Here is a 21,377-nt window from a genome sequence, read left to right as displayed (position 1 = left end):
GAAATCGTATGATGGGTATAACCGACTCAATTAAATAATTCTATACAAAAAAGCTTATAAATGAATTTTAACTCAATTCATTTATAAGCTAAAAGAAAAAACGTATATCTTAATTTATCGTCACCGATTATTTGGCTATATTTTTCTCGAAACGACCTAAATCATTATCATGACCAATCATGATTAAAATATCACCAATCTCTATACTAAGATTCGGATCTGGGGAAACGATAAATTCTTTCGCTCGTTTAATTGCAATGATATTTATGCCATATTGTGCTCGGATGTCTAAATTAATTATAGTCTGTCCAGCCATTTTTTCAGTCGCTTTAAGCTCTACAATTGAATGCTCATCAGCAAGTTCTAAATAATCTAATACACTCGCACTTGCTACATTATGCGCTATACGTCTACCCATATCACGTTCTGGGTGAACGACAGTGTCTGCACCTATTTTATTTAATATTTTAGCATGGTAGTCGTTTTGTGCTTTTGCAGTTACCTTTTTAACACCTAACTCTTTTAAAATTAAAGTAGTTAACGTACTTGATTGAATGTTTTCACCAATGGCCACAATGACATGATCAAAGTTACGTATACCTAAACTTTTCATGACCGCTTCATCAGTCGTATCAGCTACAACTGCATGTGTTGCGATATCACTATATTCATTAACACGATTTTCATCATTATCAATTGCCATGACATCCATATCTAAAGCGTTAAGTTCTCTAACAATACTGCCACCAAAACGACCTAGTCCAATAACGACGTATTCTTTATCCATATGCGTCCTCCATTAAATAAAAGAGAAAAAGAGAGTTTGATGATAAAATATATCAACATATCTCCCCTTATACTCAAAGGTTATATTATTTCTTTCCTTCTACGTACTCTTTATCGAATACAAATAATCTTAATAATAATATTAACGATGGAATTAATAAAAGTAAACCTAAAATAAAGGCTATAACTAATGCTAATCCCATTTCTGGATTAACATGAGAACTTGTGATTTTCACAAATGGATGTAATAAAAATGGCAATTTACTCATACCATAGCCAAAGAATGCAAAGAACATCTGTAATATGACCATGACAAAAGCTAATCCATGATTTTTCTTAAGAATCGTTAATACACCTGCAATTAAAAAGAAGATAAAACTGATTACAAACATCCACCAATAGTTAAATACAGCATTATTGAAATGATCTGCATTTTGTATTCTTAAAGATAAAAATACAAACAATGAAATAACAATCATAGGCGGGCCCCAGAAAATATGCCATTGTCTTGTTAAGTGGTATGCAGGTTTATCTTTCGCTTTACTAGCATAAAATGTTAAGAAACCTGAAGAAATATATAGAACCGAAATGATAGCCAAGAATACCACAGACCAGGCAAATGGACTTAATAGTAATTGTACCCAGTTCAAATCTATATGAGACCCATGTTCTCTGATATATCCACCTTCCGAGATAGTTAGTGCAGTAGCTAATGATGCTGGAATAAGTAATCCTGTAAAACCGTAGAGAACTATCCATGGTAACTTCGTATCTTGTCCGTAATTTTCAAAAGCATAAAAACTACTTCTAATGGAGATAAGAATTAATGCTATTGAACCTGGAACTAATAAAACGGTTCCCAAATACTTTGCAGAATCAGGGAAGAACCCAATAAATCCAACGAAGAAAAAGACGAAGAAAACATTTGTAACTTCCCACACTGGATTAAGATAACGATGAATTAAGTGATTGATCTTCTTCTCTTCACCAGTAATTCTAGAATGTAAAGCGAAAAATCCAGCACCAAAGTCAATTGATGCTACGATGATGTAACAAAATAAAAATATCCATAATACTGTTATCCCAATATATGCGTAAATCATTTTGCTCCACCTCTTTCTTCAATCACTTTGTCTACATCTTGATAAGCAGGTTTATTTCGATACATACGAATAAGTACATAAGCTGCTGTTACCATAAGCACGAGATACAATATACCGAAGAGAATCGTAACTAACGTGATACCACCTGCTTGTGTAGCAGCCTGAGACACACGCATATAACCTCTAATGATCCAAGGTTGACGACCCATTTCAGTTAAGAACCAACCAAATTCTATTGCAAGTAATGAGGCTGGGCCAGTTAAAAGTATTGCATATAGCATAGCTTTATTAACTTTAAATTTACGTAATTTCTTGAAGAATAAAATTAACATATATAGTCCTGAAATAATGAAACAGAACACACCCATAGAAACCATCAAATCAAAGAAATAATGAACAATCATAGGTGGTAAATCATTTTTAGGAAAATCAGTTAATCCTTTAACTTTTGTTTTGAAACTGTCATCTGCTAAGAAACTAAGTAATCCCGGAATCTCAATAGCACCAGTTACTTCATGTGTCTTCTCATTGAGCACACCAAAGAATACTAAGTTAGCATGTGATTGAGTATCATAATGCCACTCATAAGCAGCTAGTTTTTCTGGTTGCACTTTGTGCAAGAATTTAGCGGAAAGATCTCCAGCTACCATCGATAATATCGTTGATAAGAAACCAACTATCATTGTCATTTTCAATGCTTTTTTATGATAAGTTTTATCTTCAGAGTGTTTATTACGTAATAATTTAAACGCCGCTATTGCAGCCAATATAAATGCCATCGTCATGCCAGCAGTAGCTACTACATGGAATGCTCTGACAATAAATGAGGAGTTAAACATTGCCTCTAATGGTTGTACATTAACCATGCGTCCATTTTTCATTTCAAAACCTGCTGGTGTATTCATAAATGAGTTAACTGATGTAATAAAAAACGCCGAGAATGAACCACCAATAATTACAGGTAATGAAATAATAAAATGCGTCCATTTATTTTTAAATCTATCCCAAGTATACAGATAAATACTTAAGAAGATTGCTTCAAAGAAGAAAGCGAAAGTTTCCATAAATAAAGGTAAAGCAATAACATGCCCACCCATTTTCATAAATGTTGGCCACACAAGCGAAAGTTGTAAGCCTATAATAGTACCTGTCACGACTCCAACGGCTACTGTAATTGTGTACCCTTTTGACCATCTTTTCGCTAATGCAATGTAGTTTGCATCATTCTTTCTAATACCGATAAATTCTGCAATCGCAAACATTAAAGGCATACCTACGCCGATTGTGGCAAATATAATATGCACTGCTAATGTCATACCAGTGAGAAATCGGCTAATTTCAACTGAATCCATATATAAATCACCTTTTTTATCTATTTTTATTAATAATTGGAGTCACAAGTGTCTAAAATTATAAAACCTCATGACTTTGAACAAAATTAAATTGCTTTAAATTTATATGTACATTTTTTGACAAGACACATAATGTTCACATGTTTGAAATTCTCAACATTTTTCTATATAGTATTTTGAGAAATACTAATGAAAGGACGACCTATATGACTTCGAACATTGTCATTTATACCCAAGATGATTGTCCACCATGCACTTTCGTGAAAAATTATTTATCAGAGCAAGGCGTTGATTTTATTGAAAAGAATATTAAAAATAATCAATATCGTAATGAAATGATTGATTATGATGCATTTGCAACGCCTTTTATTTTATTAAATAATGAACCAATGTATAGTGTAGACATGGACAAAATAAATTCTACATTGAATTTAAATAGTAAAAATTAGTCATAAAAATCACTCAACATTATCTTTTCTAGGATGTTGAGTGATTTTTTAATAATTGAGGCCAGCTTATTTCAATTACAGATTAAAAAGAGAGTAAATGCAATGTTGCATTCACTCTCTCATGCTGTATTATTAAGCTATATTATTTTGCTTTATTGTTAACTAATTCCATAACTTCTTCTTGTGTAGCACATTCAATAGCGCGATTAGCTAATTCAGCCATTTCATTTTTACTTAAACCATTAATTTGTCTTCTAGCTTTAAGAATAGAAGTTGCACTCATTGAGAACTCATCTAATCCTAAACCTAGTAATAATGGAATAGCTGTTTCATCTCCGGCCATTTCACCACACATACCAGTCCATTTACCTTCTTTATGAGAAGCCTCTATTACTTGCTTAACAAGACGTAAAATAGAAGGATTATATGGTTGATATAAATAAGATACACGTTCTGACATACGATCAGCAGCTAGTGTGTATTGAATTAAGTCATTAGTACCGATACTAAAGAAGTCTACTTCCTTCGCAAAGACATCTGCTAATGCAGCAGTTGCTGGAATTTCAACCATGATACCTAATTCGATATCGTCAGAAATGTCATAACCTTCATTTTCAAGGTTTTTCTTTTCTTCTAAAAGAATCGCTTTAGCATCACGGAATTCTTTGATAGTAGCAACCATTGGGAACATGATATTTAATTTACCGTAAGCAGATACACGTAATAATGCACGTAATTGCGGTCTAAAAATATCTTGTTGAGCTAAACATAAACGAATTGCTCTATAACCTAAGAATGGATTCATTTCTTCAGGTAAATTTAAGTAAGGAAGCTCTTTATCTCCACCGATATCTAAAGTACGTACAACAACACGTTTACCATCCATTGTTTCTAGTACTTGTTTGTAGGCTTCAAATTGTTCTTCCTCAGTTGGCATTTGGTCTCTTCCCATATAAAGGAATTCTGTACGGTATAAACCTATACCTTGAGCACCGTTTTCAATAACTCCTGGTAAATCATTTGGCGTACCAATATTCGCTGCTAATTCAGCATGCACACCATCAACAGTTACCGTATCCGCGTCACGTAATTTTTGTAGTTCCTTCTTATCTTCAAAGAAACGTTCACGTTTGTTTTGATAAGCGATTAATTCGTCTTCAGTTGGATCGATAATTACATCACCTGTAATTCCATCTACAACAATCATATCACCTTGTTTAACTTGCTGAGTAATAGTTTGCGTACCTACAACTGCTGCAATTTCAAGTGAACGACTCATTATTGCAGAGTGGCTCGTTCTACCACCGATGTTAGTTACAAAGCCTTGGACGAATTCCTTGTTTAATTGTGCAGTATCTGAAGGTGTTAAATCGTTACCAATTATAACAACGCTTTCATCAATCATACTTGGGTTTGGTAATTCTACACCTAGAATGTGCGCTAAAACACGTTTAGAAACGTCTCTAATATCTGCTGCACGTTCTTTCATGTATTCATTATCCATAGATTCGAAAATAGTAACAAATTGAGTTGTCACATCGTTTAATGCTGTAGCCGCATTAACTTTATCATTTCTAATTTTATCTTGGATAGGTTGAATTAATTCTGGATCATCTAGAACTAATAAATGAGCATCAAAAATAGCTGCTTTATCAGCGCCTAATTGAACTTCTGCATTATTTCTAATCTTAGTTAATTCAACTTTAGATGCTTCGATAGCTTTATTGAATTTATTAACTTCGCCTTCTACATCAGTGACCTGTTCGTTACTGTCAAAAGATAAATCTGGCTCTACTAATAAGTAAGCTTTTGCGATTGCTACACCATCAGAGGCAGCAATCCCTTTAATTAAGTTAGACATAATTATTTAGTTAATCCTTCTTTTGATAAGACATCACTGATAGATTCAATAGCATCAGTTTCATCGCTACCGTCAGCATAAATAGTGATTTCAGCATCTTTACCTACACCTAAACTCATAACACCCATGATTGATTTTAAGTTAACTTTTTTACCGTTATATTCTAATTGAATATCTGAATCAAATTTTGATGCAGTTTGAACTAGCATTGTAGCAGGGCGAGCGTGAATCCCTGTTTCGTCGATAATTACATATGATTTTTGTTCCATAGTTATATTCTCCTTCGTATAGTTAGAATCTTCAATATTATTACAATCTAACATATATTTTATACAATAACTTTACCAAAACCGATTGTTAAATTCAATTCGTTTAAAACCGGTTTCAATATCATTATTTACGTTACATTAGAAATTATATCACTTACTATAGGTTATTGATAACTTTTTCACATTTTTCAACGTGATCTTTACCAAGTTTATTCATAAAGTAGTAACTAATTGAAGCTGAAACAGCTTGACCGATTACTGGGAACCATTTTGTTTGTTTAGCAGCTGCTCGTTTCGCTACATCTTTAATAACAACTTTTAAGAGTGCTTCTGAAACTTTTCTTCCTACAAATTGACTCCCTTGAATCGCTGCAGCAGACATCACTCTCTCTCTTACATCATCCCCTAACGAATTCACTTCTTTATGATCTAAACCATAAATTTTGTTAACATCCTCAATAATGTCTCTCATTAATTTAATATCTACACCGAAGTCTAATCCTGGGATAGGTACAATACTTGCGCCTGATGAAAGTATTGATTTCTTTTTAACTAACGTTAACGCCTGTTCTCGGCGACGCGCTAATTCTTCTTTAGTCTTAGGTAAATTATTTTTTTCTTTAATTTCTTCTATATTTAAAAGTTCATTGCCCACTTTATTAGTGATATCATTTGTGAATTTACTTCTAATACCCAAATTCATACATCCTTTCTTAGTATTGTTTCAATAAAATCTTATACCCAATATTTAAAAATTTAATGCTTAATATCTATAAATACAGCTTTTAAATATTTTGAAGGTTTGTAATGTGGATGAGTCTTGAAATCTTTAGGAAGTCCCATGACCTCTCTTATTTCAAACTCTACCCCCTCTTCATCTAATGTCTTTTTAATCACATTTTTGAACGCTTTTAAAGAAAATGCACTTGAATTTGTACATAATAGCAGTGAACCCTCTGGAGCTAATACACTTAAGGCGCCTTTAACGAGTGAACCATAGTCTTTCTGAACTGAGAATGTCTTTTTCTTATTGCGTGCAAAACTTGGCGGATCAATGACTACCGTTTCATACTGAAGACCATGACGTGCCGCGTAATTATAATAGTCAAACGTATCCATCACATAAATGTATTGAGATTTAGGATCAATACCATTTAAACCAAAGTTTTCTTCCGTTAAGCCTCTTGAACGATTTGCTAAGTCAACACTTGTAGTTGAACGTGCATTCTGAGCTGCTATAACTGAAAACGCTCCTGTATAACTAAATAAATTTAATACATCTCTATCTTCAGAAAATTGGTCTCTTAATTTTTTACGTACTTCCTTTTGATCTAAAAAGATACCAGTCATTAAACCATCTTCTAAATCTACATTATAAAATGTGAAATTTTCTTCAATAGTAATTGGAAACTCAGGGGCTTCACCATCAACAAATCCACCTGTGTATGTTGTATCCTTAAATCTCATTTTTTCATATAAAGACGTATAACCAAATACTGTTTTAATTGCTTCTATGATAAGATATCTAAATTTATAAATGCCTTTGGAATACCATTGAATTAATAAATGACTATCATAATTATCAATTGTGAGGCCTCCTACGCCGTCACCCTCAGCATTAAAAAGTCTAAAAGCATTTGTACCATCAATGTTGAAATAATATTCTCTTTCCTCTAATGCACTTTCAAATAATTTTACGAAGAATTGAGTGTTAATGTCCTCATTTTCATCATAACTTAATACCCAACCTAATCCTTTATGTTGACGGCCAACATAGCCAGTTGCGATATACTGTTGTTGATCAGTCACAATTTTAACTAAATCCCCTTCTTTAAGGTGGTCATGTTGGTAAATATCTTCCTCATCAATTAAAGGATATTGATTAAGATATTTAGTTTCTTTACCTCTATTCAATGTTGCTATTTTCATTTTTTACTTTTACCTCACTTTCTATTCTCTTTTTTCAAAAATTAATACGTAAGCACAATTTCAAAATCATTTTAACAAATATCAGTCTTTAATTATATGTAAAAAAGCCACTGTTATTGAATAAACAATAACAATGACTTTTAGTAATCAATTATGGTTTCTCTCTTAACTGTAATGAATAAGCAACAATCATTGCAATTAACATTAACAGTAAAATTGGTGTGATGAAAATTGATAACAATAGACCGTGAATCATAATATTGATAAATTCAGTTAAGAATTTAAAGAATAAAATACTACCCATGAAGAGCTGTAAGTAATAAAATTTATTTCTTAAATAATAAGTTAAAGTTGTAGCAATAAAGATGATGATTATGAATAGTAATAATATGAGTGTGACCCACTCTACTACATATTGCGTTTGAGAAAGTTCCCATTCTCCTGATAAGAATAGGGCGTTGCGGTTATTAAATTCAAGAAATGTAAAGAATAAAATAACAGCTCCACAGAACAACTCAACATACATTGGTTTAATCCATTTTGGCTTTCTCATCCAATTAGGAATATCATCTTCTTGAATATCTACAATATTTTTAACTTTTTCCTTAAATTTATCTCTTTTAGCTCTTATTTTATCTAAATCTACACTTCTTCTAGTCTTACGTGCATATTCTGTTGTCTTATCTTGTAGTTGTTTTAAGTGAACTTTAGTTTGATTAGATACGTTTCCTTTATTTGTTCTAGAAAGTTCAGGTTCTTCCTCGCCTAACTCTTCTTTAGTTAATGGTAATGATCGTCTTAAGAATAAGAAATTCCATATAGACATCTGTCCTAATAACCACATAATAATGAAGAATGTGTTCACACTTAAAATATCTATAGATTCAATTTCATTCGCATCTATACGTCCGTATAAAGAAATTTGTGTAATTAAATAACTAATACCATATGTCACGATAATCCACATATAATGACTTTTACGATTATTTTTATTTAATTCATCTTTATAAACAATGTATCCGATGTGAACGATGAACGGTATAATAAACACAATTGCGAAGAAACCATAAACTTGAGTCATTAATATTAGTGTAATAATAAAATACATAATACCAATAACTAAGAAGAAAATGGATATGTCATAGTCATATTTAATAGTTCTGAATAAAGTATGACCTAAAAGCATAACTAAGATACCAAACAAAATAATAATAATGGCACTTATAACTGGGAAACTACCTATAAACCTACTCATCACTTTTATAATTTCAGCGAAGAATGCATTAAGAAATTCCCATACATTATGTACATGAGTATTAACTTTTTTATCACCATTAAATTGTTTAATCAATGGTAAGTTAATTAGAATGATGAGACCTGTGAAAAGTGAAACGATACCGATAATGTAGCTAAATATGATCTCGGTGTGTTTCCTAAGAAAAGACATACTGTTCACCTCAAACGTTATTATATATGAAGATTTTCTAATTGTCTTTAAATTAACCATGAAATACGTCTATAGACCTATTAGGGTTTATCTATAGAATAACGGGGTAAAGTTGTTGTGTAAACAATTATTCCTATTTAAGGGGTGGAAATACTATGGGAAAAGAAGAATTCGAAAAGAAATCTGCTGAAAAAGCTAAAGAGGCAGAAGAAAAACTAAAAGAACAAAATGAAGAAAAAACTGATGATATTGAACAAACGAAAAAAGATGTACAAGATACATTAGATTAATTACTATAAATATTTGCCATTGAAAAGCTCTCAAAGTTTATACTTTGAGAGCTTTTTATAAAAACTTTATTAACTTATTTATCCATATCCTCAAAATCCTCAAACTACCTTGACAATACAATAGAAAAATCATACATTTAATTTAAATTAAAATATCGACGCACTAGGGGTGTATATTTACTGAGATGAGGAAATCCTCAAACCCTTCGAACCTGATCTAGCTAGATACTAGCGTAGGAAAGTGTAGTTAACTATAGAATCTGATGAACTTACTTCATTAAGATATATCTTCTGACGCACAACTTTCCTAGGGAGGGTTGTGCGTTTTTTTAGGAGGAGACACAATGTCAAAAGGTTTAAAACTATCAGAAATACTTGTAACTGTATTAATATCTGTAGTCTTCGCAATCATCTATAACTTATGGTGGTTCTTCTACAATATTACACAAGTTGCTGGTATTCACTTAGAGCAGCTTACATATGGTGTTTGGTTTATGGCAGCAGTTGTTTGCTACTTAATTATTCCAAAACCAGGTATCGCAATCTTAGCTGAACTAGCTGCAGGGGCTGGCGAAACAATTGTCATGGGTAAATTTGATATACCTACAATTATCTATGCTTTATTACAAGGTGTAGCATGCGAAATTATCTTCGCAATTTTTAAATATCAATCTCGTTCTGCAGCAGTAGCAATGCTTGCTGGTTTGGTCACTGCACTGGCCACTTTCCCAGTAGATTATTTTTACGGTTACTTAAATGAAGTCGCGGGATGGAACTTATTCTTATTCATTCTATTCCGATCAATTAGCGGAATTGTTATCACAGGATTAGTGTCCTATTGGCTTGTTAGAGCACTTGATAAAACGGGAGTTACTAAACTCTTTAGACCAGCTTCTAAACATGACTACGATAACCTATAAGGGGATTTTTTAATTGTTAAAAGTAAAAAATTTACGCTTGAAATACCCTAACGGGGATAGAAAAATTTTTGATAACTTAAATATAGAGATTAATGATAAGGAAAAAGTGCTTTTACTCGGCCCATCAGGGTCGGGTAAAAGCACATTACTTAATGTACTAAGTGGTATTGTTCCTAATTTAATTGAACTACCAATGAAATATGATGAATTACATGTCGATCATCAAAGTGGTGTCATTTTCCAAAATCCTGATACACAATTCTGTATGCCTAAAGTATATGAAGAGTTAGCTTTTGTGTTAGAGAACCGCAAAATCCCTCGTAGTGAAATGGATAATGAAATTAAAAAAGCACTTGAATCTGTAAATCTTAAAGTCTCTGACCAAACTTATGTAAATCAACTAAGCGGAGGTATGAAGCAGAAGTTAGCTATCGTAGAAACCATTTTACAAAGAGCGGAAACCTTATTCTTAGATGAACCAACTGCTATGTTAGATGTTCAAGCAACTGAGGATTTATGGAAGAAATTAATAGAATTGTGGGATGAACAAACAGTATTAATCGTCGAACATAAGGTTGAACATATTTGGCAACATGTCGATCGCGTACTACTAATGAATTATGAAGGAAAAATCATAGCTGATGATACTCCTCAACACATTCTTAATGACTACGAACATTTATTAACTGAGTATGGCGTGTGGCATCCTAAAGCCTGGAATTATGCGCCACGTCCTATTAAACTAGATATTCAACCTTCCAATAGTTTATTTGAATTTCAACAAGGCCAAATCGTACGTGGTAAACAAACGCTCTTCTCTGTTGATGACTTTGAATTACATAAAGGAGAATGGCTAACTATAACAGGAGAAAATGGTGCTGGTAAAACATCTTTGCTCGAATCAATACTTCAATTAATAAAATATAAAGGTCGAATGACTTATAATAATGAAGAACTGAAAAAGATTAAACAAGCAGCAAAACACATGTATCTCGTGTATCAAAATCCAGAATTACAATTTATTACGAATTCAGTTTATGATGAAGTTTACATTCATTATAACCATTTAGACCCTGAAAATGCTGAACAAGAAACTATTCAATTGCTTAAATTACTTCATCTAGATCAGGTTAAAAATCATCATCCCTTTGAAATATCAACGGGACAAAAACGCCGATTAAGCGTAGCAACTGCCCTTAGTTCAAAGGCAGAAATTGTATTGTTAGATGAACCTACATTTGGTTTAGATAGTCATAATACGTTCCAACTTATTAAACTTTTTCAAGAACGCGTTAAACAAGGGCAAACAATAGTTATGGTCACACATGATTCGGAAATCATTCGTCGATATCCAACACGTCGTTTACATGTTGAAGATGGAATACTTAAAGAGATTGAAGGTGAGCACGTTGTTTGAAAGATGGAAGAAACGTCACACCTTTGTTGATGATGTAAATATTATAACGAAATTAATACTAGGAATCGCACTTTTTTTCTTTATTATCTTCATTCATAATTTCGATTTTATGATTTATATCGTGTTACTCATGTTTATTTTCTTACTATTATTTAATGGTACAGAATTTAAAATTACAGGTATATTCATACTAGTTACCACCCTATTCGCCTTACTATCCTCATTATTTATGATACTTTATGGTGATGGTGAGCATATGTTAGTTAAATTTGGAATCGTTCAAATTAGTGAAGAAAGTATAGTACGAGGCTTACATCTCTCTTTAAGAACAATCACAGTATCAATGTTCGGGATTCTTATAGCATTAACATCTCAAATAGTTATGATTTTTTATAGTTTAATGCAACATCTAAAAATCAAACCCAAAATTGCCTATGCCTTCATGGCAGCAATACGAATGGTTCCTTTAATTATAAGTTCATTAATCCAATTGAGACGCTCATTAAAAATGAGATACCAAATGATTGATGCCTCAAATTATAAAGGACTAAAAAGATTAAATCATTTAGTTATTCCATTATTGAGTCAAAACATACGACGTGCACATCAACTCTCAGTTGCTATGGAATCTAAAGGTTTTAAAGATGGCCCTAGAACGTATTACTACGAGACACCTTTCTCATATAAAGATGTAGTATTTATTGTTTGTGTGTTAATGATTATTGGTCTATCTTTCATACTATCAGGCTATTTACCATTAACTGGCATTCATGATGTACGTTTTGGAAAATTAGGATAAAAATTTCACTATATTTAATAAAGTTTAATCAATTAAATGATAGACATTAAAAAGGAGATGCAACATTTATTGTGCATCTCCTTTTTTACTATTTTATTGCTTTATTGCCTATATCATTACGATAGAAAAGATTATCGCTTTTAATTTTTTCAGCGTTGTTATATGCAGCAGCTTGTGCATCCTTAACCGTAGCTCCTTCACCAATGGCTAGGATCACACGACCACCAGCATTAACAAAATGGTCTCTCTCTTTCTTTAAACCACTAACAAAATAATGAGAATCTGGGTCGAAACCACTAACTTTATATCCTTTATCATATGATCCTGGATACCCTTTAGATGCTAACATGACTCCTACAACTGCTTCATCTTTCCATTTAAAATGAATTGGTTGACGTTGTTCTAAATCAATAATATGTTGCATTAAATCACTTTCTAAACGCGTGAGTAACACTTGCGCTTCTGGATCACCAAATCTTGCATTGAACTCTATCACTTTAGGACCCTCTTTTGTTAAAATAGCACCAATATAGAGCAAGCCAAAGAAATGATACCCTTCTTTACTCATCGCTTGAGCAATAGGTTGAGCAATGCGCTCATTGGTTTGATGAAGTACATCCTCACTAATATGCGGAACAGGACAATATGCCCCCATGCCTCCAGTATTAGGACCTTCATCATTATCATAAGCACGTTTATGATCCTGAGCGATACAATCAAAAGGAACTGCATAATCACCATTAACAAATGTCATTAATGAAAACTCTTCACCCTCTAAAAAGCTCTCAAAAACCACTTGCCCTTGCTCTTTAGTGTAAAGCGTTTCTACACCTTCGATAGCTTCATCTCGGGTTTTGGCAATTATTACTCCTTTCCCAGCTGCTAAACCATCCTTCTTAATAACTACCGGCAATTCACACGTTTTAACATACGTTAGCGCGTCAGATCGATTCGTTACTTCTTTATAATCTGCAGTAGGAATGTCATACTTCTCCATAAGTTGTTTCGCAAAGAGCTTCGAACCCTCAATTTGAGCAGCAGCTTGCCCTGGGCCAAACACTTTTATTCCTTGTTGTCTAAGTAAATCTCCTAGGCCATCAATTAATGGTTGTTCAGGTCCTATGACCACCCAGTCAATGTTATTATTTATAGCGAAATCTATTATCTCTTGATGACTTGACTCGGCTATTTCATTATGAATTTCAGCAACGTTAACCATTGCTTCATTACCTGGTATAGCATAGACCTTTTCAACGAGTGAGGATTGATTAATTTTAGAAGCTAATGCGTGTTCACGTCCACCTGCTCCGATAACTAAAACTTTCATAAGTTTACTCCTTTCTTTAAGTAAAACTTAGTGCTTAAAGTGACGCATTCCAGTCATAACCATTGTGATACCATATTTATTAGCCATATCAATAGATTCTTGATCTTTAATAGAGCCACCAGGTTGAATAATGGCTTTAATACCATGTTCTGCCGCATATTCTACTGTATCCCCCATTGGGAAGAAACCATCAGAAATTAGCGCAACATTATCATTAATTTCAATTGCTCTCTCGATAGCAATTTTAGCTGAACCTACGCGATTCATTTGCCCTGCACCTATACCAACAGTTTGTTTATCATTACTTAGAATCACAGCGTTACTTTTTACAGAACTTACAACTTTCCATCCTAATAACATTGCTTCCCACTGTGATTCAGTTGGACGTACTTCAGTAGCAACAGTCATGTCTTCACGAGTGACATCCTTATTATCTTTATCTTGCACTAAATAACCACCAGAAACAGAAACAAATTCTTGTTCAGCGTTATCAATGGTCATATCTATTTCAAGTAAACGTATATTTTTCTTTTGAGTTAAAATTTCAAGTGCTTCTTCAGTAAATTTAGGAGCAATAACTACTTCTAAGAAAATTGAATGTAATGTTTCTGCTAATTTAGCATCTATAGTACGGTTCAATGCAATAATTCCACCGAAAATGGATTGATTATCAGCATCATATGCATTTTTAAATGCATCTTCAATCGTTTCTCCAACACCTACGCCACAAGGATTCATATGTTTAACTGCTACTGCTGTAGGTTCTTCAAATTTTTTAACCAAACTTAAAGCCGCATCCGCATCTTTAATGTTATTAAAGCTTAACTGTTTACCATGTAATTGTTTTGCACCAGCAATTGTGTGTTTACTATTTGATGTTCTTACAAAGTATGCAGATTGTTGAGGGTTCTCACCATATCTAAGAGTTTCTTTATCACCTTTAAAGAAACTTACAATGGCATGATCATATTGATTTGTATGTTCAAATACTTTAATCATTAAGGATTTTTTATAATCTTCATCTAATTGATTATTTTTAATTCTATCAATGACTTCATTGTAATCTGAAGGATGTACTATTGTTGTTACATGTTTAAAGTTTTTAGCTGCAGCACGCAACATCGTTGGTCCGCCAATATCAATATTTTCAATAGCATCTGCTTCAGTAACATCCGGATTTTCTACTGTTTTTTGGAAAGGATATAAGTTGACGACAACCATATCGATAAGGTCGATATGTTGTTCATTCAATTGATCGAGATGTTCTTGTTTATCACGATCTGCTAGGATCCCCCCATGGACAGCTGGATGTAATGTTTTTACTCGACCATCCATTATTTCAGGAAATTGAGTTAATTCAGATACTGACTTTACAGCGATACCCGCATCTTCTAGCGCACGTTTAGTGCCACCTGTAGAATATAATTCATAATCTAATGAAGTTAATGATTTAGCGAATTCTACAATTCCACTTTTATTTGAAACACTTAAAATTGCTTTTTTCATTTCTTAGATACTCCTCTATTTAATGATTTTAGCGATAACTCTAGGATAAAGTTCATATTCTAAATTTTTGACTCTCTCTTCTAAATCTTCTTTCGTGTCGTCCGTTCTAATATCACATTGTTGTTGTTCAATAATTTCTCCCGTATCCATGCCACTATCTACATAATGCACGGTTGAACCTGTCACTGTATCTCCACTATCAAATGCTTGGCCTATTGCATCTAACCCCTTATATTTAGGCAATAGTGAAGGATGTATATTTAACATTCGTCCTTCAAAGGCTTGAAGTAAATCTTGACCAACCAATCTCATGTAACCTGCTAAAACTATCCATTGAACCCCTTCATCGGATAAATGTTTAAGCAACTGTTGTTCATAAGATGACTTTGAAGCAAAGTCTTTAGGTTGGTTAACATGAACAGGTATATTTAATTTTCTAGCTCGTTCTATACACTGAGCATTAGCTTTATCAGTATATAGTGCAGTCACTTCTATGTTCTGCAAATCGCCATCTTTAACACGTTTAACGATATTTTCAAAGTTACTACCTGAACCTGAGGCAAAAATCGCTATTTTAATCACGATTCTACCCCCATTAAATGAAGTGGCGTATCAGCGTCTTCAATCACTTCACCAATTTCATAAGCTTTCACATCAAGCTCTTGTAAAGCCGCTAAAGCTGTTGATACATCTTTTTTATCTACTATAACGGTATAGCCTATACCCATATTGAAGATATTATACATTTCATCTGTACTAATGTTCCCTTGTTGCTGTAACCAATTAAAAACGTCTAATGTTGGGAACGAAGTTGTATCTATTCTAGCCGACAACCCTTTAGGTAAAGCTCTTGGTATATTTTCATAGAATCCGCCACCAGTAATATGATTCATTGCTTTAATATCTACATGTTTTTTCAATTCTAGAATTGGTTTTACATATAATTCAGTGGGTGCTAAAAACGTTTCTAAGTAAGTCTTTCCATTAAAGTTATCATGTAAATTGATGCCAGATTCTTTAATAAGCTTTCTAACTAAACTATAGCCATTAGAATGAATACCATTCGATGCTAAACCTATAATTGCTTGTCCTGCTTCTACTTTAGAACCATCTATGTACTCATCTTTTTCAACAGCGCCCACTGCAAAACCTGCAATATCGTACTCACCTTCGTGATACATTTCACCCATCTCAGCAGTTTCTCCACCAATTAATGCGGTATTCGTTTGTTCACACCCATCACTCACACCTTTGACGATTTGTTCAATAATTGATGGAACTACCTTATTTGTAGCAATGTAGTCTAAGAAATATAGAGGTTCTGCTCCAGTCGTTAAAATATCATTCACACACATGGCTACAGCATCAATACCAATCGTATCGTGCTTGCCATGATCAATAGCAAGTTTTAATTTCGTACCTACACCATCTGTACCAGAAACGAGTACGGGTGCTTTCATATTAAGTTGAGATAAATCAAAAGTAGCACCAAAACCTCCAAGTCCACCTAAGACTTCTTTACGCATTGTACGTTCAACATGACTTGATATTCTCTCTACCGCTTCATAACCTGCATGAATATTTACACCTGATTGTTCATACGCTTTAGACATGTAAGTTTCCCTCACTATCAAAATAATGTTTATTATTAGCTATATAAGCTTTCTGACGATCGCTTAAATGTGATTTGTAATTCTTTTCATAATCGTAAAGACCTGCTGGATAATCTCCTGTGAAACTTTCAACACATAATCCACGATACGGTGCATCATAATTTAAACCAATTGAGTCAATGAGCCCATCAACACTTAGATATGCTAGTGAATCAGCACCAATGTAATCTTTAATTTCTTCTGGTGATTTACTTGCTGAAATTAACTCTGCAGTAGTCGACACATCAATACCATAGAAACTAGGGAACATGAACTCTGGAGAAGCGATTCTCACATGCACTTCATCAGCTCCTGAATCTTTAAGCATTTTCACAATTCTTTTACACGTAGTGCCACGCACGATTGAATCATCTACAAGAATAATTTTTTTACCTTCGACAATATCTTTAACTGCCGATAATTTAACACGTACGCCCTGTTCACGTAATTCTTGTGTCGGTTGAATAAATGTACGTGCAACATATTGGTTTTTAACGAGACCCATCTCATAAGGAAGGCCAATTTGTTCAGCATAACCACTCGCTGCAGACAGTGAAGAATTAGGTACTCCAATAACCATATCAGCTTTTGCAGGGCTTTCTTCAGCGAGTCTTTTACCAGATGCTTTTCTCACAGCATGAACATTTTTTCCAGCTATTGTAGAATCTGGTCTTGCAAAATAAATATATTCCATAGCCGAAATAGCTGTATTTACATGACGTGTATAATTTTTGACAACGATTCCATCATCGTTGATAATGACATACTCTCCTGCATGGATATCTTGTACAAACTCTGCACCCAGAACATCAATAGCGCAAGTTTCGCTAGCTAAGATATATGCACCATTTTCCATTCTACCGACTACAAGTGGACGAATCGCATTAGGGTCAACTGCGCCATAGAGTGCATCTTCAGTAAGTATCGCAAATGTGAAACCACCTTTAATTTGGCGTAAGCTTTCTTTAAGTGCTTCTTCAAAGGTTGGTGCTTTACTGCGACGAATTAAGTGCATGATGACTTCAGTATCAGATGATGAATGGAATATTGCACCATGCTTTTCTAAATTTTGACGTAAAGATTCAGCATTAATTAAATTACCGTTATGACAAATACCGACACTCATGTCATAAAAGTGATATAAAAAGGGTTGTATATTTTCAATCCCTTTATTACCAGATGTTGCATATCGTACATGACCAATTGCATGTGGATACCCTTTTAAATTTTCCATATTAGTATCTTTAATTGCTTCAGTCAGTAAACCTAGTCCTCTTTCTCCTTTAAGTGTTTGATCATCCGAAACTACAATCCCTGCACCTTCTTGACCACGATGTTGTAAACTATGAAGACCCATGTAAGTTAATTGTGCTGCTTCAGGATGATTCCAGATTCCAAATACGCCACATTCCTCATTTAATCCTGAGTTGTTAAACATTGAGCGATTGCTCCTTCCCATGTATGTTTAATGTCTGAAACCTTTTCCGAAATTGTAACTTCTGAATTAGAGACCTTAAATGTGCCATCACTTGTTAATTGACCAATCTCTATAGCTTGATTCATATCTAAAGTCTGACCGTCTTTAACTGAGATAATATAACGACCTTGAGTTTCACTAAATAATTGTGCATTAGTCATATCAAGTTGTGCATGAAGTCCAAGATTATAGTATGTACTTATTTTAGCTAGGGTAAGAAGTAAACCACCTTTACCTACTGTTTGAACATGAGAAGCCACGCCGTTACGAATTGCCTGTTTAATGGATTCACCCTTCTCAACTTCATCGCTTAAATCAATCTCTTCAAATTCATGGTTCACAGAACCATATAATAACTTTTCGATTTGACTTCCACCGAAATCATTACGCGTATCGCCAACTAAATAAAGTTTTTCTCCAGCTTTGGGATGGAAATCGTTTAAATAATTAATATCTTCAATAAGACCGACCATTCCTACAACTGGCGTTGGGAAAATAGACGTACCACGCGTTTCGTTATAAAGCGAAACGTTACCTGATACAACAGGTGTATTTAAAACTTCACACGCTTCAGACATGCCTTTAGTTGAATCAATTAATTGTTGGTAAATTTCTTTCTTTTCCGGTGAACCATAATTTAAGCAATCTGTCATTGCAAGTGGTGTCGCACCAACCGCAATTAAATTACGATATGCCTCTGCAACAACCATCTTTCCACCCTCATATGGTTGATTAAAAACATAACGTGCTTCACCATCAATTGTTGAAGCGATTACCTTATTAGTTCCTTCTACTCGTACAACTGAAGATTGAAGACCCGGCTTCACTATCGTGTTTGCTCCAACTTGTTGATCGTATTGCTCATATAAATAACGTTTTGAAGCAATCGTTGGATGCTTTAATAATTTTGAAAATACATCTTCTACATCAATATTGCTATAATCATTTTTAGACGTATTGTATTCTTTGTCTTCACCTTCAAGTATATAAACTGGTGCTTCGTCAGAAAGTGGTTGAACTGGGATATCTGCAAATACCTCATCTTCATAAGTTAATACGAATCGATCTGTATCAGTAACTTCACCAATCACTGCACTATCAAGTTCATGTTTATCAAATAAGTCTAAGAATTTTTGTTCAGTACCTTTCTCAACTACAAGTAGCATTCTTTCTTGTGTTTCAGAAAGCATCATTTCATATGGTGAAATATTAGGTTCTCGAGTAGGAACTTGGTCAAGTTTTAAATGAAGACCACTTCCACCTTTAGCAGCCATTTCAGATGAAGAAGATGTTAAACCTGCTGCTCCCATATCTTGAATTCCTACCAGTTCATCGAACGTAATAGCTTCAAGTGTTGCTTCCATGAGCTTCTTACCTACAAATGGATCACCGATTTGAACTGAAGGTCGTTTACTTTCACTTTCTTCAGTTAGTTCTTCAGAAGCGAATGTTGCACCGTGAATACCATCGCGACCAGTTTTCAGACCAACATAAATAACTGAGTTACCAACGCCTTTAGCAGTACCTTTTTGGACCATGTCATGGTCGATGACACCTACACACATTGCATTTACAAGTGGATTGCCATCGTATCGATCATCAAATTCAATTTCACCAGCTGTAGTCGGAATACCGATACAATTTCCGTAACCACCAATCCCGCTCACAACTCCTTTTAAAAGTCGTTGATTTTGTTTGACTGATAGTTCACCGAAACGTAGACTATTTAACAAGTTAATAGGTCTCGCTCCTATTGAGACGATATCTCTAATAATTCCACCTACACCTGTTGCAGCGCCTTGATAAGGTTCTATAGCTGATGGATGATTGTGTGATTCCACCTTAAATACGACTGCTTGATTATCTCCAATATCCACTACACCTGCCCCTTCACCAGGGCCCATTAAGACATGCTCACCAGTAGTCGGAAACTGTTTCAAGAATGGTTTAGAATGTTTATATGAACAATGTTCACTCCACATTACTGAAAAGATTCCTACCTCAGTAAAGTTGGGTTCTCTACCAAGAATTTCAACTACTTTATCGTATTCTTTATCACTAAGTCCCATATCTTGATAAAGCTTTTCAAGTTTAATTTCTTCAACACTTGGTTCGATAAATTTAGACATGTTGTTCCCTCCAACTTTTAACCATTGATTCAAACAATTTCACTCCACTGTCAGTGCCTAGTAGTGTTTCTAATGCGCGTTCAGGATGAGGCATCATTCCACAAACATTTCCTTCTTTATTAACAATGCCTGCGATATCTTCATAAGAACCATTAGGATTATCAATATACTTAAGGATAATTTGATTATTTTGTTCAAGTTCATTAAAGATCTCTTCTGTACAATAGTAATGCCCCTCACCATGAGCAACAGGATAAACGACTTCTTGATTAGCTTCATATAAATGAGTAAATGGAGTTTGATTATTAACAATTTTTAAAGTTTCATTTCTACTTATGAAAAGATGAGAATCATTATGAAGCAACGCACCAGGAAGTAATCCAATTTCTGTTAATATTTGGAAACCATTACATACTCCAAGCACTGGTTTTCCTTCTTTTGCAAGACGTTTAACCTCATTAATAATAGGAGCCACACTTGCCATTGCTCCAGATCTTAAATAATCACCAAATGAAAAGCCACCAGGGATCAGAACTCCATCAAATCCTTCGAGGCTCGTTTCACGATAATCGACGTAAGCTGCGTCAACGCCAGATTTAATTGCGGCATTAAACATGTCTCTATCACAGTTAGAGCCAGGGAATACGAGAACTGCGAATTTCAT

Annotated in this window: 20 protein-coding genes and 1 riboswitch; of the genes, 5 read left to right on the top strand and 15 right to left on the bottom strand. The window is 33.9% G+C overall.

Features of this window, described 5'->3' with window-relative positions:
• Window positions 1-127 precede the first annotated feature (127 nt).
• From AC3WQX_RS02690 to AC3WQX_RS02680, 3 genes are all read right to left on the bottom strand, one after another.
• Window positions 128-787, bottom strand: coding sequence for a potassium channel family protein (locus AC3WQX_RS02690; RefSeq protein ID WP_002435479.1), 660 nt, complete (start codon window positions 785-787; stop codon window positions 128-130).
• 85 nt (window positions 788-872) lie between these two features.
• The gene (locus tag AC3WQX_RS02685) at window positions 873-1,889 is read right to left on the bottom strand and encodes a cytochrome d ubiquinol oxidase subunit II (protein ID WP_023350471.1); all 1,017 of its coding nucleotides are present in this window, start codon (window positions 1,887-1,889) and stop codon (window positions 873-875) included.
• Complete coding sequence (locus AC3WQX_RS02680) at window positions 1,886-3,241, bottom strand: cytochrome ubiquinol oxidase subunit I (protein WP_023350472.1); 1,356 nt, start codon at window positions 3,239-3,241, stop codon at window positions 1,886-1,888. Before AC3WQX_RS02680 ends, AC3WQX_RS02685 begins: the two co-directional genes overlap by 4 nt.
• Window positions 3,242-3,447: 206 nt before the next feature.
• On the opposite strand from AC3WQX_RS02680, the gene AC3WQX_RS02675 reads away from it, so the two are divergent.
• Entirely contained in the window at window positions 3,448-3,690 is a 243-nt protein-coding gene (locus tag AC3WQX_RS02675; protein WP_002435401.1) for a glutaredoxin family protein, read from the top strand.
• Window positions 3,691-3,832: 142 nt separating this feature from the next.
• Here the strand turns inward: AC3WQX_RS02675 and ptsP are convergent, their stop codons facing one another.
• The 5 genes from ptsP to auxA all read right to left on the bottom strand — a co-directional run bounded on the left by ptsP (window position 3,833) and on the right by auxA (window position 9,196).
• Window positions 3,833-5,551: a phosphoenolpyruvate--protein phosphotransferase gene (gene ptsP / locus AC3WQX_RS02670; protein WP_492739775.1), complete on the bottom strand. Its 1,719-nt coding sequence runs from the start codon at window positions 5,549-5,551 to the stop codon at window positions 3,833-3,835.
• A gap of 2 nt (window positions 5,552-5,553) precedes the next feature.
• Window positions 5,554-5,820 (bottom strand): phosphocarrier protein HPr, encoded by a 267-nt coding sequence (locus AC3WQX_RS02665; RefSeq protein ID WP_002435387.1) that lies wholly within the window; start codon window positions 5,818-5,820, stop codon window positions 5,554-5,556.
• A gap of 157 nt (window positions 5,821-5,977) precedes the next feature.
• Window positions 5,978-6,517, bottom strand: a complete 540-nt coding sequence (locus AC3WQX_RS02660; protein WP_002435405.1) for a hypothetical protein — start codon at window positions 6,515-6,517, stop codon at window positions 5,978-5,980.
• A gap of 59 nt (window positions 6,518-6,576) precedes the next feature.
• The gene (locus AC3WQX_RS02655; RefSeq protein ID WP_023350473.1) at window positions 6,577-7,749 is read right to left on the bottom strand and encodes a class I SAM-dependent rRNA methyltransferase; all 1,173 of its coding nucleotides are present in this window, start codon (window positions 7,747-7,749) and stop codon (window positions 6,577-6,579) included.
• Between the two features lie 151 nt (window positions 7,750-7,900).
• Window positions 7,901-9,196: a lipoteichoic acid stability factor AuxA gene (auxA, locus tag AC3WQX_RS02650; protein ID WP_002435336.1), complete on the bottom strand. Its 1,296-nt coding sequence runs from the start codon at window positions 9,194-9,196 to the stop codon at window positions 7,901-7,903.
• Window positions 9,197-9,351: 155 nt separating this feature from the next.
• On the opposite strand from auxA, the gene graF reads away from it, so the two are divergent.
• The 4 genes from graF (at window position 9,352) to AC3WQX_RS02630 (ending at window position 12,622) form a co-directional block, all read left to right on the top strand.
• A complete protein-coding gene (gene graF / locus AC3WQX_RS02645; RefSeq protein ID WP_002435469.1) occupies window positions 9,352-9,486 on the top strand; it encodes a glycopeptide resistance-associated protein GraF in 135 nt (44 codons plus the stop codon).
• Between the two features lie 155 nt (window positions 9,487-9,641).
• Window positions 9,642-9,743: riboswitch (TPP riboswitch) on the top strand.
• Window positions 9,744-9,830: 87 nt separating this feature from the next.
• A complete protein-coding gene (locus tag AC3WQX_RS02640; RefSeq protein WP_002435415.1) occupies window positions 9,831-10,406 on the top strand; it encodes an ECF transporter S component in 576 nt (191 codons plus the stop codon).
• 13 nt (window positions 10,407-10,419) lie between these two features.
• Entirely contained in the window at window positions 10,420-11,823 is a 1,404-nt protein-coding gene (locus tag AC3WQX_RS02635) for an ABC transporter ATP-binding protein (RefSeq protein ID WP_030065184.1), read from the top strand.
• Window positions 11,816-12,622: an energy-coupling factor transporter transmembrane component T family protein gene (locus AC3WQX_RS02630; RefSeq protein ID WP_002435305.1), complete on the top strand. Its 807-nt coding sequence runs from the start codon at window positions 11,816-11,818 to the stop codon at window positions 12,620-12,622. Before AC3WQX_RS02635 ends, AC3WQX_RS02630 begins: the two co-directional genes overlap by 8 nt.
• A gap of 88 nt (window positions 12,623-12,710) precedes the next feature.
• Here AC3WQX_RS02630 and purD read toward each other — a convergent pair whose 3' ends face one another.
• The 7 genes from purD to purQ are packed head-to-tail and all read right to left on the bottom strand — an operon-like array spanning window position 12,711 to window position 21,377.
• On the bottom strand, window positions 12,711-13,949 hold the full coding sequence (gene purD, locus AC3WQX_RS02625) for a phosphoribosylamine--glycine ligase (RefSeq protein ID WP_002435343.1): 1,239 nt from the start codon (window positions 13,947-13,949) through the stop codon (window positions 12,711-12,713).
• Between the two features lie 27 nt (window positions 13,950-13,976).
• A complete protein-coding gene (gene purH, locus AC3WQX_RS02620) occupies window positions 13,977-15,455 on the bottom strand; it encodes a bifunctional phosphoribosylaminoimidazolecarboxamide formyltransferase/IMP cyclohydrolase (RefSeq protein WP_023350475.1) in 1,479 nt (492 codons plus the stop codon).
• Window positions 15,456-15,470: 15 nt separating this feature from the next.
• Window positions 15,471-16,037, bottom strand: a complete 567-nt coding sequence (gene purN / locus AC3WQX_RS02615) for a phosphoribosylglycinamide formyltransferase (RefSeq protein WP_023350476.1) — start codon at window positions 16,035-16,037, stop codon at window positions 15,471-15,473.
• Window positions 16,034-17,068, bottom strand: coding sequence for a phosphoribosylformylglycinamidine cyclo-ligase (purM, locus tag AC3WQX_RS02610; protein ID WP_037548668.1), 1,035 nt, complete (start codon window positions 17,066-17,068; stop codon window positions 16,034-16,036). The genes purN and purM overlap by 4 nt, the downstream gene beginning before the upstream one ends.
• Complete coding sequence (gene purF, locus AC3WQX_RS02605; RefSeq protein WP_002435420.1) at window positions 17,061-18,545, bottom strand: amidophosphoribosyltransferase; 1,485 nt, start codon at window positions 18,543-18,545, stop codon at window positions 17,061-17,063. Before purF ends, purM begins: the two co-directional genes overlap by 8 nt.
• Window positions 18,524-20,713 carry a phosphoribosylformylglycinamidine synthase subunit PurL gene (gene purL, locus AC3WQX_RS02600; protein ID WP_023350478.1) on the bottom strand — a complete coding sequence of 730 codons (2,190 nt, stop codon included), beginning with the start codon at window positions 20,711-20,713 and terminating at the stop codon, window positions 18,524-18,526. Before purL ends, purF begins: the two co-directional genes overlap by 22 nt.
• Window positions 20,706-21,377: a phosphoribosylformylglycinamidine synthase subunit PurQ gene (gene purQ / locus AC3WQX_RS02595; RefSeq protein WP_023350479.1), complete on the bottom strand. Its 672-nt coding sequence runs from the start codon at window positions 21,375-21,377 to the stop codon at window positions 20,706-20,708. Before purQ ends, purL begins: the two co-directional genes overlap by 8 nt.

Source organism: Staphylococcus sp. FW104-15G4D (genome assembly GCF_058790135.1).
Note: the sequence above shows the minus strand (reverse complement) of the source record. Positions and strands in the feature narration are given on the sequence as shown.

Bases quoted from the DNA above. Each gene is read 5' to 3' on its own strand.
- AC3WQX_RS02675 (WP_002435401.1), top strand. From the start codon at position 3,448: ATGACTTCGAACATTGTCATTTATACCCAAGATGATTGTCCACCATGC.
- AC3WQX_RS02685 (WP_023350471.1), bottom strand. From the start codon at position 1,889: ATGATTTACGCATATATTGGGATAACAGTATTATGGATATTTTTATTT.
- purM (WP_037548668.1), bottom strand. From the start codon at position 17,068: ATGTCTAAAGCGTATGAACAATCAGGTGTAAATATTCATGCAGGTTAT.
- purF (WP_002435420.1), bottom strand. From the start codon at position 18,545: ATGTTTAACAACTCAGGATTAAATGAGGAATGTGGCGTATTTGGAATC.
- purL (WP_023350478.1), bottom strand. From the start codon at position 20,713: ATGTCTAAATTTATCGAACCAAGTGTTGAAGAAATTAAACTTGAAAAG.
- AC3WQX_RS02690 (WP_002435479.1), bottom strand. From the start codon at position 787: ATGGATAAAGAATACGTCGTTATTGGACTAGGTCGTTTTGGTGGCAGT.
- AC3WQX_RS02640 (WP_002435415.1), top strand. From the start codon at position 9,831: ATGTCAAAAGGTTTAAAACTATCAGAAATACTTGTAACTGTATTAATA.
- graF (WP_002435469.1), top strand. From the start codon at position 9,352: ATGGGAAAAGAAGAATTCGAAAAGAAATCTGCTGAAAAAGCTAAAGAG.
- purQ (WP_023350479.1), bottom strand. From the start codon at position 21,377: ATGAAATTCGCAGTTCTCGTATTCCCTGGCTCTAACTGTGATAGAGAC.
- ptsP (WP_492739775.1), bottom strand. From the start codon at position 5,551: ATGTCTAACTTAATTAAAGGGATTGCTGCCTCTGATGGTGTAGCAATC.
- AC3WQX_RS02680 (WP_023350472.1), bottom strand. From the start codon at position 3,241: ATGGATTCAGTTGAAATTAGCCGATTTCTCACTGGTATGACATTAGCA.
- purH (WP_023350475.1), bottom strand. From the start codon at position 15,455: ATGAAAAAAGCAATTTTAAGTGTTTCAAATAAAAGTGGAATTGTAGAA.
- AC3WQX_RS02655 (WP_023350473.1), bottom strand. From the start codon at position 7,749: ATGAAAATAGCAACATTGAATAGAGGTAAAGAAACTAAATATCTTAAT.
- AC3WQX_RS02665 (WP_002435387.1), bottom strand. From the start codon at position 5,820: ATGGAACAAAAATCATATGTAATTATCGACGAAACAGGGATTCACGCT.
- purD (WP_002435343.1), bottom strand. From the start codon at position 13,949: ATGAAAGTTTTAGTTATCGGAGCAGGTGGACGTGAACACGCATTAGCT.
- auxA (WP_002435336.1), bottom strand. From the start codon at position 9,196: ATGTCTTTTCTTAGGAAACACACCGAGATCATATTTAGCTACATTATC.